This window comes from Streptomyces sp. NPDC096205 (assembly GCF_044763135.1).
In the GTDB taxonomy this organism is placed as follows: Bacteria; Actinomycetota; Actinomycetes; order Streptomycetales; family Streptomycetaceae; genus Streptomyces.
The window spans coordinates 1-17,538 of sequence record NZ_JBIWFS010000005.1 but is presented as its reverse complement, the minus strand read 5'-3'; the positions used below and the strand labels follow the sequence as shown (position 1 = coordinate 17,538).

Annotated in this window: 9 protein-coding genes and 2 pseudogenes; 4 read left to right on the top strand and 7 right to left on the bottom strand. The window is 71.6% G+C overall.

Translation table 11 applies throughout. The features are described from left to right. Positions 1-630 precede the first annotated feature (630 nt). The 4 genes from ACIQ6Y_RS19305 to ACIQ6Y_RS19290 form a co-directional block, all read right to left on the bottom strand. On the bottom strand, positions 631-1,239 hold the full coding sequence (locus ACIQ6Y_RS19305) for a hypothetical protein (protein ID WP_404040164.1): 609 nt from the start codon (positions 1,237-1,239) through the stop codon (positions 631-633). Between the two features lie 289 nt (positions 1,240-1,528). Continuing rightward, positions 1,529-1,828, bottom strand: a complete 300-nt coding sequence (locus ACIQ6Y_RS19300; protein ID WP_404040161.1) for a hypothetical protein — start codon at positions 1,826-1,828, stop codon at positions 1,529-1,531. Between the two features lie 661 nt (positions 1,829-2,489). Next, positions 2,490-2,981 (bottom strand): hypothetical protein, encoded by a 492-nt coding sequence (locus tag ACIQ6Y_RS19295; RefSeq protein WP_404040158.1) that lies wholly within the window; start codon positions 2,979-2,981, stop codon positions 2,490-2,492. A 595-nt stretch (positions 2,982-3,576) separates the two neighbouring features. Then, on the bottom strand, positions 3,577-3,798 hold the full coding sequence (locus ACIQ6Y_RS19290; RefSeq protein WP_404040155.1) for a hypothetical protein: 222 nt from the start codon (positions 3,796-3,798) through the stop codon (positions 3,577-3,579). Between the two features lie 600 nt (positions 3,799-4,398). Here ACIQ6Y_RS19290 and ACIQ6Y_RS19285 point away from each other — a divergent pair. The 3 genes and pseudogenes from ACIQ6Y_RS19285 to ACIQ6Y_RS19275 form a co-directional block, all read left to right on the top strand. Beyond that, positions 4,399-5,268, top strand: coding sequence for a peptidoglycan-binding protein (locus ACIQ6Y_RS19285; RefSeq protein ID WP_404040152.1), 870 nt, complete (start codon positions 4,399-4,401; stop codon positions 5,266-5,268). A 115-nt stretch (positions 5,269-5,383) separates the two neighbouring features. Beyond that, a pseudogene (locus ACIQ6Y_RS19280) lies at positions 5,384-5,623 on the top strand (peptidoglycan-binding protein); the annotation flags it as partial. Between the two features lie 456 nt (positions 5,624-6,079). Beyond that, positions 6,080-6,262 (top strand): annotated as a pseudogene (locus ACIQ6Y_RS19275) (IS5/IS1182 family transposase); the annotation flags it as partial. A gap of 78 nt (positions 6,263-6,340) precedes the next feature. Here ACIQ6Y_RS19275 and ACIQ6Y_RS19270 read toward each other — a convergent pair. After that, positions 6,341-7,165: an alpha/beta fold hydrolase gene (locus tag ACIQ6Y_RS19270; RefSeq protein ID WP_404041513.1), complete on the bottom strand. Its 825-nt coding sequence runs from the start codon at positions 7,163-7,165 to the stop codon at positions 6,341-6,343. Positions 7,166-7,602: 437 nt separating this feature from the next. Between ACIQ6Y_RS19270 and ACIQ6Y_RS19265 the strand changes: the two genes are divergently transcribed. After that, on the top strand, positions 7,603-15,291 hold the full coding sequence (locus tag ACIQ6Y_RS19265) for an SDR family NAD(P)-dependent oxidoreductase (RefSeq protein ID WP_404040150.1): 7,689 nt from the start codon (positions 7,603-7,605) through the stop codon (positions 15,289-15,291). A gap of 83 nt (positions 15,292-15,374) precedes the next feature. Here ACIQ6Y_RS19265 and ACIQ6Y_RS19260 read toward each other — a convergent pair whose 3' ends face one another. Beyond that, on the bottom strand, positions 15,375-15,644 hold the full coding sequence (locus tag ACIQ6Y_RS19260; protein WP_404040147.1) for an acyl carrier protein: 270 nt from the start codon (positions 15,642-15,644) through the stop codon (positions 15,375-15,377). A 28-nt stretch (positions 15,645-15,672) separates the two neighbouring features. Further along, positions 15,673-17,316 (bottom strand): AMP-binding protein, encoded by a 1,644-nt coding sequence (locus ACIQ6Y_RS19255; RefSeq protein WP_404040145.1) that lies wholly within the window; start codon positions 17,314-17,316, stop codon positions 15,673-15,675. Positions 17,317-17,538: the final 222 nt, after the last annotated feature.

Genomic DNA, 17,538 nt, shown 5'->3' with positions numbered 1-17,538 from the left:
TCACGATCCTGACCGTCACACCGATACTCATCGCCGCCCTGCTTCTTCGCTGGGAGCCCGGCACACGAACAGCCGGGCGCCGCCGGCACCGGCACCGGACGGGGCAGGGGTCCCCGGGCAGAGCGCTGCACGATCGCCGAACTCCAGTCCCGGGCCGGGCGGGCAGCGGATCGCTGCTGCCGGCGGGAGGCCCCCTGCGGGTGATTCACCGGCCCGCCTCGCGGGCCCCGGCGGCCTGGCATGCGCCCGCGCCCGGTGGCTTCGGGCGGTCTGCCGACCGGCCTGCGGTGAGCTGATTCCCTCCGCGCGACAGCCGCTGGTCACGGGGTGCCGGGCACAGTTTGCCCGGCACCCTTCGCGTGTCGGGGAAACGGCCGGCCGCTTCCGGGCGTGCGGCGGTGAGGGGCGGCCAGACACGATATATGAAATGCCCAGCGCCGGCGGTGAAGCGGGGGTGCATGCGTGACGGTCAACGACACCAGTGCCATCGCGGGGACGCGGACGGCTGAGTTCAGCATGCTTTCCCCGTTGGAACCGCACGACGACGCGAGCCTCATGTGGAAGGTCGTACGTACTGGCCCCCGAACGGCATGTTCGGGGGCCGGTACGCGTGGGTGGGGTGGCGCGGCATCAGCTCACCAGGGTCAGGCGGACGTAGCCGTTTCCGCCGCTGGTGCCGGACGTGCCCGTGGTGCCGCCCGAGCCGTCCACGCCGGGCTGGGACGTGCTCCTCTCCGCAGCGGAACCGGCACCGCCGCCGTGGTGGCCGCCGTCATCGCCGGCGCCGCCGATACCGCCCTGGCCGACGCCCGCGACGGGCGGTGTGACCGTGTGCTGGGCGGCGGTCTGCACCGGCTGGCCGCCCACGGGGCGGGGGATCCCCCCGTCGTTGCTCATGTGGCCGTCGCCGCCCGCGAAGCCCTGCTGCCCGGGAGAGTTGACCGCGTCGCCCTCGCCGGAGTCGGGGCAGGCCGTCTTCAGGGCGTACGTGTACGACGGCTTGGCCCTGCCGCCGGATCCGTCTGCCCCGTCTGCGCCCCACGCGCCGTCCGCACCGTCGGTGCCGTTCCAGCTGGAGCCGACCTTGCCGCCCTGGCCGGCCGTACCGTGTGCGCCGGGGACCGCAGGAGTGCCCTCCGGGCCGCCCTGGGCCAGCGCGAGCGAGATGGTCCGCGGCAGTGCGCCGCTCGGGTTTGTCGGTGCCGATTCCCGTGCGGAGGTAGACCTGTGAGATGCCACGACGAGCCTGGCTGAGCGACGGGGCGCCGCCACTGGTGCCGTCCGTTCCGGCGTATCCGTCGATCAGACCGATACCGACGAAGCCGTTGACGCCCCGGGCGCCGCCGGATCCGCCGGAACCGCCTCGTCCGGGACTCGCGGACCGCCCGCCGCCACCCACATGCACGCGGATCTTGATCGAGCTGTCGAGTTTCCCAGGGCACCACGCAGCGCGTGTACCCGTCGGCGCCACCGCCGGCACCCGCGCCTCCCGAGCCGCCGTAGCCGCCGAGGCCTCCGCGGCCTCCCTTCACTCCGCCGCCGATGCTGTCGGAGTTGTAGCCGGCCCCGCCTCCACCGGCCCCGCCTCCACCGCCCGCGCCTCCGGCGCCACGGGCCCGGGCTCACCGGCGGCGGCGCCGCCCCATGCCTCGATGACGATCTGCTTGACGGTGGGCTCGACCGTGACGACGGCGTCGGTGCTGCCCGGAGTGCCGAAGACGAGAACCTGCTCGCCGGCCGCCTCCGCGGCCTGGGCAGGCGGAACCACAGCCAGTCCGGCTGCGCAGAGAGCCAGGGCGAGCCAGGAGGCGGTGCGTCGCGTTGTCATGTGTAGGGGGACCCCTTCGTCATGCGGTCAGGTGACCGGGCAACGTCGGCCGGTCCGGCAACAGCGGCGATCGCGGACAGAAAGCGCTTTACCGCTGCCGAAAAGATCTTAGGAACCCCTGTGAAGGGCGCCGCGGAGAACGCGTCAAGGAACGGTTCACCTGTGTGGGTGATCCCAGGAACCTCGCGCATGGGCCTAAAGGACGTATCTCGGCCTGTCGTACACGATTCGACGCTCGAACACCCCCCGCCTTGACGGTCCACCGAACATCCGGCACCACCCGGTTGGCCGGATTTCGGCAGGCCAGCTGCAGGCCGCGGGCACGTGGTGCAGAGGCAAATCGTGGGACGGCCCGCCGTCCTGGCTCATGAGCACTACTGGCCTGCACAGCGGCTGCGACGCCTCGCCGTCGAAGCCGCAGGCAGGCAGCGTCGCCAACCAGGGCGGCTGGGCCGGCCACTTCCGCTCGATCGGCGCAGCGTGGAAGGTTGCGACAACAGCGCCTCCTAGCAGGCGGAGCGGCACTGGGCTCCCCGGCAGGCCCGCGATGATGCTCGTGGCCGCTGCGGGGGCGGCAGCCGGCACCCAGGCGATGGTTCTCAGGTGACGGGGCGGTACGGCGCTGCGGCACGCCACGGACATCATGGTCCGGCTCTGACGGTCAGCCGATTCTGGGGGGCTGGCGAGGCGTGGAGGGAGGGCGCGTGTTGGTGTAGGCCATGGTGGCCGGCCGCGAGTTCAGCACGATCGCGGCTACCGAGAGGACCAACGCGGTGACGAACCCGATGAGCTGGGTCTTCGCTGCATCGGTTTCGAAGTCGGCTTGAGCGACCATGGCGCCTATCGCGACCAAGGACAGAACTGCGATGATGCCGAGTTGCGTGGTCAGTCGTTCAGCCGCGGCGTCGTCGGCTTTCAGGAGCAGAAATGCGTTCCGGGCTATGGACAGGCCGAAGAGCATCAGCACCAGTCCAATGATCGGGCCAAAGCCGGACTCGAAGGTCTTGATCCCGGTGTACGCCGCGTAGCCGGCCAGGGGCCCACCGAGCAGCATCGCGAAGACCCCCGCGGCTGTCGCGACGCCCGGTCGCCGCGCGGAGGCCGGTGTCGGGATGGGGCGGCGGTCGTAGGGGTTGCGGGGTGGGTTGGTCACGGTGTGCCCTCTCTCGTCAACTCTGGTTGCCGCTCAGGGCAGATGCTTCCACACGGTGGCTCTCCTCGGGGCCTTCCTCCGGCCCGCTCAAGGCGAAGGACAAGCCGAGGGTGAGGTGGGTTCCGGCGTGGACGGCGCAAGCCCTGAAGGTCGATGTGCAGTTGCCAGGAGACGGCGGGCCGCTGCCAGCGCGCCTACGCGCAGGCGCTCGGCGAGCAAGCTCTCGCCCACCAGGTCGACACCCTCTACCGGCCGTTGTTCGAAGCCTTCTCCGAACGCCTGGAAATCCCCTACGTCATCGAGATGTACTCGCAGAAGCAAGCCGCCGAGCACTTCTGCCGCACCTGGTTACGGGCACACCGCCGGATCGACGCCGCCCGCTGGTGGCTCGACCCGGCCCAAGGCACCCCGCACGTCCGCGTCCCCTGCCCGGCCCCGGGCTGCGGCTGGGCCGAGAAGTACGCCGAGCCACCCGCATCCTGCTCGGTGACGACCACGCCGTCGTACACGCCGTCTGCCTCCACCACTGGCCCTACGACGTGGTCATCTCCCCGCACAGCGGCGGGTACTTCGACCTCGCGACGCTCGTGGGCGGTCACCGCGAGGGAGTCGTCGAAGGTGTCGGGGCCGACGCGCTGGGCCCGGATCGCGGCGATGTGCCGTCCTCATCCCGGGGCAGGCCGCGGAACGTCTTGTAGATCACGGGGCCGTGGTCGGCGGCGAACGTGCGGGCGGCCTCGACGTCGTTGGTGACCAGCGTGGGCGGGACGGTGAGGCCGAGCTGGGCGGCGAGCTGGAGCTGGGCGGGTTTGAGCACGGCGCCGTCACCTCTGGCCCGACGAACCAAGGGTGGAACGGATTTGCGTACGAACCCGCGGGCACCGCCGCCAACCTCACAGAGGCCCAGCGGTGGGTGAACGAGCTGGTGGAGGAGTCCCCCGGAGAGGAGTCGGCCGCCTGACGCGCAGCGTGCGCCGGATTGCCCCGCCTGCCGCGTCTGTCCCGGGCGGGAGTACCCGCGTTGAGCAAGGCGCTCAGCCAGAGGGCGGTGGACATGGGCGAGGCTCCCGCAGCCCGGGGCCGGCAGCGGCATGGGATGCAGCTGCCGGACCGGCCTCAGCGACGTACGAGGACAGGCCGGCCGACATCGCCCAGGCCCGGCCGAACACAGGCTCCCGGTGCCGGACCGGGTCATGAGAACAGCGCAACTCGTGGTCAGCGAGCTGATCACGAACGCGGCTTGACCGGAAGCCGGTCGCGGACCGGTGGGCACCTGACTCAAGAGGGCACGCCAGGGCGGTGTGCACACTCCAGCGTGCTCATGCTCCCGCCGAGCAGGTCACGGCTGTGCCGGTGGCCCCGCCTTCGAGCCGATGTGCCGGATCGTCGCCGATCGGCAGGCAGGAAGGGTTTGATCATGCCTGATCTCTGGATGCCCCAAGCGCTCAAGGTGGACATCGGTGACCACGGCTCGTGCGACTCAGCGTTCCCGGCAAAGGCGATAGCGCACATCACGGGGGACCTGGAGGCCACCGCCGAGGCTCCTCTGGATCTGCTTCCGTTCGCCAGTCTCCAGGGCTTCTTCACCGGCAGTGGCAGCGGCAAGGCTCCGCACGTCCTCTGGGATCCTTTCACCGGAGAGTTCGCCCAGTTCTTCCCCGCCACATCCCGCAGCAAAGCCGTGTTCGACAAGACCGGTGGTACGCGAACCAATCGGGCCGGCAAGGTGGTCATCCAGGTCGAGGCCTTGTTCTTCCCGCACTGCCGGGTGAACGGCAAGGTGTTCGCGAGGCTGGTCGACACTCCCTGCAGGGGCTGGGACGAGCTTCATGCATGGATCAGCTCGTGGGGCGTACCCGACGTGTGGCCCATGGGCCGCCCGACCTCCCTGTCCCGTCATACATGTCCGGCCGAGAAGTGGAGGACGCAAGGAGGGTGGTACGCCCATGCGCATGTCCCGGAGAACGACCACGTCGACCCCGGTTCCTGGCCGGAGTTCGGGTCCCGGCCGGCCGGGCCGTCCCCTGCCGAGCCCCGGTTCGAGCCGTTCCCCGGTGCGTCGTTCTTCCAGATGGGACGTAAGTCGCCGGTCATCGCGGCGATGCACGGCCGGCTCGTCGCCGAGGACTGCGACCGCTACACGTCCGGCACCGTCGTCGACGTGTGGGGAGCGGGCGATGTGAGGTCGTACGCCGCCTGGCAGCGGAAGCTGGGTCTTGCGGGAGACGCCGCCGACGGTGTCCCGGGCCGGTTCAGCTGGGACAGGCTTGAGGTTCCCGGCGTCTGAGGATTCCGAATGACGTGGCCGGAGTTGCGGGGTTCTGCTGCCCCGACCGCTGGCGGACTCGTTCGCCGGCACCACTGTGAGTGGTCCGGCCCCTTACGGAAGGGAAAAGGACATGCCTGCCCTGGCACCATTTCCAGGATCGGCCTTCTTCCACTCGGGACAGCGCAGCCGGCTGATCGCCGCGATGGGCAAACGCCTGGTGGCGGAGGGCTGCGGAAAGTACCGGTCGGGTCGCGGACCCGAGTGGACGGAAGCGGATCGAGAGTCGTACGCCGCCTGGCAGCGCAAGATCGGATTCACGGGGGCCGACGCCAACGGCACGCCGGGCAAGACCTCCTGGGACCGGCTCCGCGTCCGCGTCCCGGCTCCTTCGTCCGTTTCCGGTGGTGGCCGAGTCGCGACTCCCGTGCCGCATCACGGCGTCAGCACCGCATGCTTCCCGGCCTTGGCGCCCCGGCGCCCCGGTCCTCGGGCATCGCACGCTCGCCCGCGCCCCGCGGACCTTCGCGGGTGAGTGGTGCGCGCCACGCTGAAGGCGGGTCGCTGTGAAAGTGAAGCCCTGCCCCCACCGTGCGCTGCTCCTTCGGCCGGTACGCGCTGGGCGGCGCCGCCGTCCGCGCCGCCCTGCGCAGCCTGGTCGCCCGGCTCGGAGCGGCTGTGCCGCCGCTGCCAGGTGGCCCACCCACTGACCCTCGCGCTGACGTTGCCGGGCGGCACGTCATGGGAGAAGACCCAGCGCCTGTCGGTGCTGTCCGCGCACGACGACCTGCGCACCCTCGCCTTCCAGCTGATGGATGCCGTCGTGCCTGCACGGCTGGGCAGCAAGCACCCCGTCCTCACCGACGGCCAGGGTCTTCCGCTCGCGGTGTCGCTGACCGGTGGCTGCCGCAACGACATCACCCAGTTGCTGCCGCTGCTGGACAAGTTCCCGGCAGTGGACGGAGTCGTGGGCCGGCCACGCAGGCGGCCCGACATGCTCTTCGCCGACGTCGGCCGTCGGTGTCGGATGCCGAAGCGATGGAAAAGCGCCTTCCTCCCGTACGGGGTTCGCTCCGTGAGTGACTACGAGGCGTCAGGCAGGCTGGGCGGAAAGCAGTTGACCGTACGGCAGGCTTTCGAGAGGCCGGCCGGAGAAGAAGCGCGCCACCATGTCGGCGACCTCGTTCGTCCGCTCCAGGATGGCCAGATGATCGCTGTCCCTGATGGAGAACAGACGGGCATCGGTACAGCGGTCCGCGAGCGGACGGACGGCTTCCAATGGAGTGAGGGCGTCGTACTCGCCGGTGAAGAACAGCGTGGGCTGCGTCAAGCCGTCCTTGGGGAGGAAATCCACTCTCTCGGTATAGGCCCGGAGAAGAGCGGCGTCCCGCTTGAGCTGCTCGGTGCTACGGCCCATGATGCGCCGCTTGATTCCGGCGTGCAGAACTTCCCGCTTGCGTACCGAAAGGCTGCCGTCCTCGCACATCACGCGCCGGGAGACGAGATCCGCCAGCATGTCGACCCGCCCCTCGCCCACCATGGCCTCGCCGAGGGCGAACAAATCATCGATGTCGTCAGGCAGTTCGGCACACAGGCCCCCCAGGGCGACCTGCGCGACGGTGGCGGGATGGTGCAGCGCGATGGCGTAGGCGATGTGAGCGCCGGCCGAAAGTCCGAGCAGGTTGACCGGGCCGAGGTCGAGTTCCTCGATCACATCGTGCAGCTCGTTCGCAGCGTGCTCAAGGCTGGCATCGGCAGGCAGGGAGTTGCGTCCGGGATCCATCGGCAGGTCGACGCTCACTGTGATCGCATGCTGGGAGAGTGCCTCCGCCTGCGCCTTGAGGGCGGACATTGTCTGAGCCCCGCCAGGTACCAGGAGAATGGGAGCGACGCTGGGTGCGGGGCAATGCCACTGCATGCTTCGAATTCGGTACCCCCGCAAGGTGTGGACCCGGATGTCCGCCGCCATGGTGTTCCTTACCTCCTGAAAGCGCGGGCCGGCGCCCGTTCCGTGACATGCCGACAGAACGGGATCTTGAGACGGTGTGACGTTATCTCTCGTGGAGGACCCGGGCCACCGTGACACAGCCCTGGTGGGCCGCACCGCGGGTTGTCCTCGAAGTCTTCTCATCCGGTTTCCGGAGAAGCCGAAACCGACACGCTCGGTGAGTGGACGGGTCGTTGCCCCCCGGGGTCGGCATGGATTGAATTCCCGTTGCCGCCGCCTGTGAACGAACGAGTCGTAGGTGACCGAGGCGCGTGCATTTCGCGGGATGGGAAAGCGGCAGTCGTTCGGGCCTGAGCAACGCCTGATTACCGGGCGGGGAGAGGCCGTTCACCCTTGGGGAGAGTTGAGTGATCGACGTGTCGGACGCGTGCCGGGTCGCAGACAGCGGACCCGGCTGTGCCGTGGCGGTGGTGGGTGTGGGCGTGCGGTTGCCCGGAGGCATCACCGACCTGACAGGGCTGTGGGCGCTGCTCGCGGAAGGACGCGATGTGATCGGACGGGTGCCGCCGGACCGATTTCCCGTAGAGCAGTTCGTCTGCGATGCCCCGGCCAGACCCGGCAAGTCGTACACCGCCGCCGGGGCCTTCCTGGACGACGTGGCGTCCTTCGACGCGGACTTCTTCGGGATCTCACCCCGTGAGGCCGCCCAACTTGACCCGCAGCACCGGCTGTTGATGGAGTGCGCGGTGGAGGCGCTGGACGACGCCGGGATCGATCCGATGGCTCTGGCGGGCAGCGACACCGCGGTGATGACGGGCCTGTCCGCCCACGACTACGCGGCCCTGCAGGAACAGCGGCCCCGCGCGGTGGACGCACACACCATGACCGGCCTCGCCGCCTGCAACGCGGCCAACCGCCTGTCGTACGCCTTCGGTCTACGCGGCCCCTCCCAGGCCGTGGACACGGCGTGCTCGTCCGCGCTGACAGCGGTGCACCAGGCGTGTGAGACGCTGCGTTCGGGCCGCAGTGCGGTGGCGCTGGCCGGCGGAGTGCACGTCATGGTCGCTCCCAGCGGTTTCATCGGGTTCAGCCAGGCGTCGATGCTCTCGCCGACCGGCCGCTGCCGGCCGCTGTCGGCGAACGCCGACGGGTTCGTCCGCGCGGAGGGCGCCGGAGTCGTGGTCCTCAAGCCCCTTGCGGCGGCCCTGGCGGACGGCGACCGCGTGCACGCCGTCATCCCCGCCAGCGCCGTCAACGCGGACGGCCGCACCCTGGGCCTGACGTTTCCCAGCGCCCGCGCCCAGGCCGAGCTGATCTCGCGGACGTACGCCGCGGCCGGGCTGTCCGCCGAGGACGTCGCCTACGTCGAACTGCACGGGACGGGCACCGGCATCGGCGACCCGGTGGAGTGCCGGGCCGTGGGCCAGGCACTGGGCCGCGGCCGCGCGAGCGGGCCGCTGCCCGTCGGCTCGGTCAAGTCCAATCTCGGGCACTCCGAAGCCGCCTCCGGAATGGCCGGTCTCTTCAAGGGCCTGCTGGTGCTGCGTAACGAGCGGATCCCCCGCTCCCTGTACGCGACCCCCCTCAACCCGGCCATCAACTTCACCCACCTCGGCCTGGACCCCGCCGTCGACGAACGGCCGCTGCCCGTCGGCGGACAGCGGGTCGTGGGGGTCAACTCCTTTGGCTTCGGCGGCGCCAACGCGCACGTCGTCCTCGCCCCGCCGCCCGTCCCGTCGCAGCGGCGGACCCCGGAACGGCCCTCTGTAGCCCTGCGCACCACACCCACCTCACGCCCGCAGGCCAGACTGCCGATCGTCATCTCCGCCCGCACCCCGCAGGCCGTACGGCAGGCAGCCGACGCGTGGGCGTCGCACTTCGCCGCCCTCGCGCAGCAGCCGCAGCCGGAGAAGGCCTTCTACGACGCCGCCTACACCGCGTGCCGGCGCCGCGCCTGGCACACCTACCGTGCGGCGGTCCTCGCCCCCGACGCCGAGGGCGCGGCAGCGGAACTGCGCGCGCTGACAGCGGCCGAGGGCCTGGAGCCGCTCCCCGCGGCCACCGGTGGCCGTATCGCGTTCGTGTTCGACGGGAACGGCTCGCAGTGGCCGGGCATGGGCGCCGAACTGCTGCGCGGTGACCGGGCCTTCGCCCAGGAGGTCGCCGCTGTCGACGAGGCGCTGCTGCCCCTGCTGGGCTGGTCCGTACGGGAGGAGATGGCCGCCGGCCCGGCGCGCCAGGACTGGCGGCGCACCGAGGTGGCGCAGCCGATGCTCTTCGCCGTGCAGGCGGGCCTGGTGGCGGCGCTGCGCAGCCGGGGATTCGTCCCGGCGGCCGTGTGCGGACACAGCGCCGGCGAGGTCGCCGCCGCCTATGCCGCCGGAGCGCTGTCACGGGACCAGGCGTGCCTCGTGGTCGCCGAGCGCAGCCGCGCCCAGGGGAGGACCGCCGGGACTGGACGCATGGCCGCGGTGCACCTCGGCCCGACGATGGCGGCCGACAAGCTCGTGGCCCTGGGACTCGACGACCGGCTGGTGGTGGCGGCCGTCAACTCCGACGACGACGTGACGGTGTCGGGGAACGCGCAGGCGCTGGAAGAACTCGGGCGGGTCCTGGCCGAGGACGGCGTCTTCTTCCGCGACCTCGGTCTGGACCACGCCTTCCACAGCCCGGCGATGGACGAGGTGCAGCCCCGCCTCAAGGAAGCCCTCTCCTCACTGGCCCCTTCCGCGACCACGCTTCCCCTGGTGTCCACTGTCACCGGGGCGGTGGTGGAGGGCACCGAACTGGACGCGGAGTACTGGTGGCACAACACGCGCCGCCCGGTGCTGTTCAGCCAGGCGGTGCGCGAACTGACCGGCCCCGACCTCGACTGCGACGTGCTGGTGGAGATCGGCCCCCACCCGGCGCTGCGGACGTATCTACGACGCACCACCGCCGATGCGGAGATCCGGCCCGTCACCTGTCTGACCACCCTCTCCCGCGAGCAGGCCGGCCCGGCCGCGCTGGACGCCACGCACAGCCGGCTGCTGGCGCTGGGAGTCGAGGTGGAGTGGACGACCTTCTTCCCCCACCCCGGTGACGTCGCCGACCTGCCGGCCTACCCCTGGCAGCGGGAGAGGCACTGGAGCGGCAGCCCCGACTGGTGGCTGGAAGGGGCAGGCGCGGACGAAGCCGAACCGGAACGGCACCCGCTGCTCGGCCGGCGACAGGCGGGCCCGGAAGCCGTCTGGCACCGCCGTATCGAACAGGGCAACCCGTCTTGGGTGCGTGACCACAAGGTCGACGGCGCCGTGCTGTGGCCGGGAGCCGGCTACATCGACATGGCACTGGGCGCCGGACGGGCCGCCTTCGACGGCCCCGTCGAAGTGACTGGCCTGGCCCTGTCCGCGGCACTGCGGCTGCCCGTCGACGACCCCGCCATGGACATCGCCCTGTCCACACGTCTCACGGCCGACGGCGGCTTCACCGTCAGCAGCCGCGGCGGCAGCGGGGCGTGGACACAGCACGCCACCGCACGGGTACGCCGCCTGCTGCGTCGGCCGCCCGAGCAGCTCGACACGGAAGCACTCACCCATCGCGTCGGCAAACACGTCGACATCGCCGACTTCTACGCGGCCTGCGCGCGGGCACGGCTCGACTACGGGCCCGCCTTCCGCGGTGTGACAGCCCTGCGCACCGCGGACGGGGAGGCCGTGGCCTCCTTCACCCTGCCGCTCGACAGCGTCAGTCTTCCCCTGGACGGTGCGGACGGACACTGCGCCCATCCAGCGGCCCTGGACGCCTGCTTCCAGGCGGCCCTGGCCCTCGGCCCCTCCTTCACCGACACACCCGCGCCGTACGTCCCCGTCCGCGTCGACGCGGTGCACTGGTGGACGGCCCTGCCCGCCGCCGGACTCGTGCACCTGCGCGCCCGCGCAGCCTCCTTCGACAGGATCACCCTCGACGTCACCGTCGCGGACACCGGCGGCGACGTCGTCATGGAAGTACGAGGCCTCCACGCCCAGCGCCTCGACTCGGCCCACCCGCGGATGCAGCACCTGGAGGAGACGGTACGGGCCGCACCACTTCCGGGCACCACCGCGCCGACCACGCCGCCGCTCACGGCCCCCGCCGCTGCGCTCGACGCCAGCGCCGCGGCACGCGCCGCGCTCACCCGGCGGTGGCGCGAGCAGCACGACTACGCCCGCTACCGGCACGATCTGGGGGCCGTGGTCGCCCACCACACGGCGGCAGCGCTCGCCGCACTGCTGCCCGGACGCGGCGAGTTCACCCTCGCCGATCTCGTGGCCGCCGGGGCCGAACCCCGGTACAAGCGGTTGCTCGGCGTGCTGCTGGCCATCACCACGCGCTACGGGATGACAGCCGCGGCCGGCGAGGACCGTTGGCTGCTCGCCCGTCGGCCCCGCCCCGAGGAGCACTTCCGCCGGGCGCTGGAACGCCATCCCGCAGCGGCGACGACGCTGACCACCTACGGCGTGTGCGGGCGGCACCTGGAAGGGGTGCTGCGCGGCGAGATCGACGCTCTGGAGCTGCTCTTCGCGGAGCCGGACGCGCTCGCGGCCCGCATCTATGACGCGGAGCTGGGCGGCTACCACAACGCGCTGGCCGCCGACCTGCTGGCCGCCGCGGTGGCTGACTGGCCTGCGCAACGGCCCCTGCGCATCCTTGAGCTGGGCGGCGGGACCGGAAGTCTCACCGTGGCCCTGCTGCCGCATCTGCGGGCCCACCACACCCAGTACGTGTTCACCGACGTCTCCTCCGCTCACTTTCCCCGGGCGAAGGCACGGTTCGAGGGATACGACTTCCTCGACTACCGGGTCCTGGACCTCGACACCGACCCCGTGCGGCAGGGCTTCACGGCCGGCTCCTTCGACGTCGTGGTCGCAGGCAACGTGCTGCACACCGCACGGGACCTGGCCGCCGGCATCCGCCATGCCGGCGGCCTGCTCGCCGACGGCGGTCAGCTCCTCGCCGTCGAGAGTCACAGCATCGAGGCCATGGCGCCCGTCTTCGGACTGCTCGACTCGTTCTGGACCGCCACCGACACCGAACTGCGTCCCGACGGCCCCCTGCTGGACCGGGACAGCTGGCGGCAACTGCTCGCGGAGTGCGGCTTCACCGGCACGGTGCAGTGCGGTGACGACGAGGAACCCGCCCGCGGGGACCAGTCCGTCCTGCTGACGACCCGCGCCTGCGGCCCGACCACGCCGTCCGCCTCCACCACTGCGTCCATCTCGGCCTCCACCAGCCCGTCCGCCTCCACCACCGCGTCCATCTCCGTCTCCAGCACGCCGGCCGACTCCACCCCACCGTCCGACTCCACCCCGCCGCCCGACTCCGCGGCGCGCCCCCGGCACTGGCTGCTCCTCGGCGAGCTTGACGGCACACCCGGCGTCGAGCACCTGGCGGCCGCCCTGCGGGCGGGATCCTCCGACGTCGTCGAGTGCCACGACAGCGGCCTGACTCCCGAGCCCCTGGCCCGGCGGCTGGCCGGCCGGCCGCTGCCGACCGACATCGCGGTGCTCGCCACCGGGCCCTGCCCGGCCGTGTCGGCCGTCGCGGAGACCGACGCCGCCCTGGGCTATCTGACCCTGCTGCGAGCCTTGGACAACGCGTGTCCCCGGCAGGACGACCGCGACAACGCCGACCCGGTGACCGTATGGCTCGTGGCCGAGGCGGCCCAGGACGGGTCAGGTGCCCGGCCGGTACGGGACGGGCTCAGTGCCCTGCCGGCACGAGACGCCGCCGCCGCCCTGTGGGCCGCGGCCCGCTGCCTGGCCAACGAGCGTCCCGACCTCGCCGTCCGCCGCATCGCCCTGACACCCCCGCAACAGCCCGCGGCAACGGGCCGGCTGGTGGCCCGGCTCGTGGACGAGCTGCGGGCGAACGCCCCCGAGGACGAGGTGCTGCTGACCGAACAGGGCCGGTTCGCCGCGGTCGTCCGGCCGCTGGCGGGGCGCGCTCGTGCCGCCCGCGCGGAGAACTTCACCCTCGCGCTGGAGGAGACCGGTCTGCGCTACCGGCTCGGCTGGAGGAGCGCCGAGCCTCTCGTACCGGGGCCCGGCCAGGTGGTGCTCCAGGTCGCGGCCGCGGGCCTGAACTACCGCGATGTGCTCATCGCCACCGGCAAGATGCCCCCGCTGCCGGACCCCGAGGGCCACGGCATCCGGCTCGGCTTCGAGTGCGCCGGAACCGTCATGGCCGTCGGCCCCGGAGTCACCCGCTTCGCCCCCGGCGACCGGGTCATGGGGCCGGCCGCCGGCTGTCTGGGCTCGCACGTGCGGGCCGAGGCCGACCATCTGCTCACCGTACCCGCCGACATGCCGCTGACCGAAGCGGCGACCCTGCCGATCACCTACCTCACCGCGCACTACGGGCTGCACCACCTCGCGCGCCTGGCACCGGGCGAGACCGTTCTGGTGCACGGGGCCGCCGGCGGGGTGGGCATGGCGGCCCTGCAGATCGCGCGGCAGGCCGGCGCGCACGTCGTCGCCACCGCGGGAACACCGGCCAAACGCGCCCTGCTGCGGTTGCTCGGCATCGAACACGTCCTGGACTCCCGCAGCCTGTACTTCGCCGATCAGGTGAAGGACCTCACCGACGGCGAAGGAGTCGACGTCGTCCTGAACCAGCTCGCGGGCGAGGCCCTGGTGCGCAGCGTGGGCCTGCTCAAACCAGGGGGACGCTTCATCGAGCTGGGCAAGCAGGACTTCCTGGCCGACAACTCTCTGCCGCTGGGCGCCCTGCAGAACAACATCGCCTTCCACGCCGTGGACGTCTCCCTGCTCCTCGGTCACCACCAGGCCCTGGCCGGCCGGCTCAACGTGGACATCGGAGAAGCCGTGCACAGCGGCGCCTACCGGCCCCTGCCCCACCGCGTCTATCCGGCGGGCCGCCTGGAGGAGGCCTTCGCGGACCTTCAGCACTCCCGGCACTTCGGCAAGGTCGTCATCGACTTCACCACCGCGACACCGTTCGTGCCCGCCGCGGGGGGCCGTGGTCTGCGGGTGGAGCCGGAAGCCACCTACCTCGTCATCGGCGGGCTGAGCGGTCTCGGGGCCGCGACCGCTCGCCATCTCGCCGAGAGCGGAGCGCGTCATCTCACCCTGGTCAGCCGTCGGGGCGGCGCGGCACCGGAAGCCCCGGCTCTCATGGAGGACCTGCGCTCCCTGGGCGTCACCACCCTCGTGTGCGCCGCCGACTGCTCCGAGGAACAGGCCGTCCGCGGGGTTCTGGAGCAGATCGACGCGGCAGGGCGTCGGCTGGCCGGTGTGGTCAACGCCGCGATGGTCAACGAGGACACCCTGCTGGCCGAGGCGAGCGACGAGCAGATGCGCGCCATGCTCGCCCCCAAGCTCACCGCCAGTCGGCATCTCGACCAGCTGACCCAGGGCCGTGACCTGGACTTCTTCATCGTGTACAGCTCCATGGCGGTCACCATCGGCAACATCAGGCAGGCCGTGTACGCGGCGGCGAACCTCGCCATGGAAGGGCTGGTGCGCGCCCGCCGCCGCCGTGGGCAGCATGCGCTGGCCGTCGCCTGGGGGGTGATCACGGACACCGGGGCCGTTCAGCGCAGCGGACGGGTCGAGGAAGTGGCGGTCGGTGGCCTCGGCGGCAGGCTGTCCTCCGCTGCCGCGCTGGCCGCCCTCGACCGGTTCCTCGCGGAGGACGTCACGGCAGCGGCCGTCTGCGACACGGACTGGTCCCGGGTCAAGCACTGGCTGCCCAGCCTCACCGCCCCGCGGACCGCGGCCATGATCCCCCAGGGCGAGACCACCGAACATGCCCTGGCCCTGCGCGATGCCGTCGTGGCGGCCTCGGAGACCGAGGCCCTGGAACTGGTCGAGGGGACGCTGTGCGCGTTGCTGGCCGAGGTGCTGCACATCGCACCCGAGCGCATCGACCGGCGGCGCCGCCCGGACCAGATGGGGGTGGACTCCTTGATGGCCGCGGAGTTCGCGGTGCGGGTCCGCTCCCATCTCGGCTGCGATCTGCAGTTGGCCGACGTCCTCCAGGCGGAGGACCTCACGGCCGTCGCCCGGCTCGTCCTGGCCTGCTTCGACCGTACCGGCGCGACGGACGGCCGGTAACGGACTGAGCGATCCGAACAGGGTGGGGCCCGGTCGGTGACCGGGCCCCACCCTCGTACTGCGCGCGGCTCTTCGCCGCTCTCTCAGACGCAGACCTCCGCGCCTGTCCCCTTTCGCCCGGCGCCTTCGAGTACGGTGCACAAGTCGCCGATGGTGACGACGTCACCCAGCTGGTCCGTCGCGATCCGCACGCCGAGGGCCTGCTCAAGGCACGTGACCATCTCCAGGATCTGCAACGAGTCCAGCCCCAGCGACCAGACCTCCATATGCTCCTGCACCCCCCGTACCGGCTCGCCCCGGCACACGGTGCGGTAGGCGTTTGACACTGCGTACACAACTTCGGCCCTGTTCATGAGCGTTGTCATCCCTCGTCTCGAACTGTCAGACAGCGGCGGTCATGTAGGCGGCGGCAAGGTAACCGGCGCGCACAGCACTTCGCCTCGGCTTACCGGACGTGGTGCGCGCGATGCTGCCCGGCCGGACCGTCACCACCTCGGCCACGGCGACGTCCAAGTGCCGTGCGACAGCAGCTCGCACGGCTTGCTGCAGCGGCGCGCTCGCGGCAGCACCGCACTCGGCGACCACGACCACTTCCTCGGACTCCGCCGCGGGACGGGTGAAGGCGACCACGCCACCGGGCCGTGCCCCGGGAAGAACCTCCACGAGGCGCTCCACGTGCTCGGGGTCGACGTTGCGTCCGTTGACCACGAGAAGATCCTTGATCCGTCCGGTCACATGCACCCGGCCGGCGGCCAGGTAACCGCGGTCTCCCGTGCGCAGCCAGCCGTCCGTGCCGAACACCTTGGCCGTGGCGGCCGGGTCGTCGAGATAGCCGGAGGCGACGGACGGTCCGCGCACGCAGATCTCGCCGATCTCCCGGTCCGCGCACGGTGAACCGTCCGGGCGCCGCACCACGACGCGATGCCCCGGGAAGGGGGTGCCGCAGTCCGTGACTTCCACCTGGGGGGCGTCGGACGCCGTGCTGACTGCCCGCCCGCGCTCGTGCAGGTCGGCAACCGAGATCCGTTCGCTGCGCGGACCTTGGCCCCGCGGGGTGAGGGCGACCGCGAGGGTCGACTCGGCCAGCCCGTAGCACGGGCGCAGCGACGACGGAGCAAGACCGGCCGGCCCATAGGCCTCGGCAAAACGCTGCAGCGTGGCCAGGCTGACGTTCTCCCCGCCGCACAGCAGCGAATGCGCCGCAGACAGGTCGAGGGCGGCGGCGTCCTCCGGGCGTACTCGTCGGGCGGCCAGGCCGTATGCGAAGTTCGGGGCGCTGGTGATGGTGCCGCGTGTGTGCGACATCGTCCGCATCCACACACCGGGATCACGGAGGAACAGCCGCGGCGGCAGCAGGGTGACCGATACTCCGACGGCCAACGGCGCCAGAAGGAATCCCACCAGACCCATGTCGTGATGGAGCGGCAGCCAGCTCACCCCGTGGTCGTGCTCGCTGTCGGCGTCCAGGCCGTGGCGCATGATGGCCAGACTGTTGGCGGTCACCGCCTGACAGGTCGCCGCCACCGCACGAGGTCGTCCCGTGGTGCCACTGCTGAACTGCAGATAGAGCAGGCGCTCGGGCCGGAACGGTGCTGGTTGGCTGCCGTCGGCTCCTGTCGCGGCGGTGAGCGCCTCGTAGGTGATGATGGCGAGACCGGGCTGGGGCAGCGCGACCGCCGTCCTCTCGGGTGCCCCGACCGCGCGCACGTCCAAGGCGGCCAGCGCGCCGGTCAGCTGCGCGTGCCAGTCGTCCCGGCGCCCGAGCGCCGGGGGTGGCGCCACCGGCACGGGGACCATCCCGGCCCATACAGCCGCCAGAAAGGTGGCGGCGAACGGCTCCGGTTCGTCCGCGACGAGCGCGAGACGGTCACCCGCACGCAGGCCCCAGGCGCGCAGTGCCGCGCTGACGGAGCGCACCCTGCGCAGGAGCCCGTCGCGGGACAGCGAGTTCGTGTGGCCGTCATGGTTCAGATAGCGGTGGGCCAGTCGCCGGTCGCCCTCGTAGCGCTGCAGCCGGGACATCATCCAACGATCATGCATGTCAGACGCTTTCGTTCTGGCCGGCACCCCGGCGACTGCGCCGGGGCGCCGGCTGTGTATGCGGTGGGTCTAGGGCCTGTCGTTTGGATCAGGCCGGCTGCGAGGCGCTTCTGCCTCCTGGCGGGGTCGAGCGGGGTCTGGTGCGTGCAGCTGCAAGGCGGAGGAGGGAGTCGACGCGGAGCGTCGGCGAGTGACGACAACGCGGCA

Excerpts from the sequence above, each read along its gene's own strand:
- ACIQ6Y_RS19260 (WP_404040147.1), bottom strand. The coding sequence starts at position 15,644 with ATGAACAGGGCCGAAGTTGTGTACGCAGTGTCAAACGCCTACCGCACC.
- ACIQ6Y_RS19285 (WP_404040152.1), top strand. The coding sequence starts at position 4,399 with ATGCCTGATCTCTGGATGCCCCAAGCGCTCAAGGTGGACATCGGTGAC.
- ACIQ6Y_RS19300 (WP_404040161.1), bottom strand. The coding sequence starts at position 1,828 with ATGACAACGCGACGCACCGCCTCCTGGCTCGCCCTGGCTCTCTGCGCA.
- ACIQ6Y_RS19270 (WP_404041513.1), bottom strand. The coding sequence starts at position 7,165 with ATGCAGTGGCATTGCCCCGCACCCAGCGTCGCTCCCATTCTCCTGGTA.
- ACIQ6Y_RS19255 (WP_404040145.1), bottom strand. The coding sequence starts at position 17,316 with ATGATGTCCCGGCTGCAGCGCTACGAGGGCGACCGGCGACTGGCCCAC.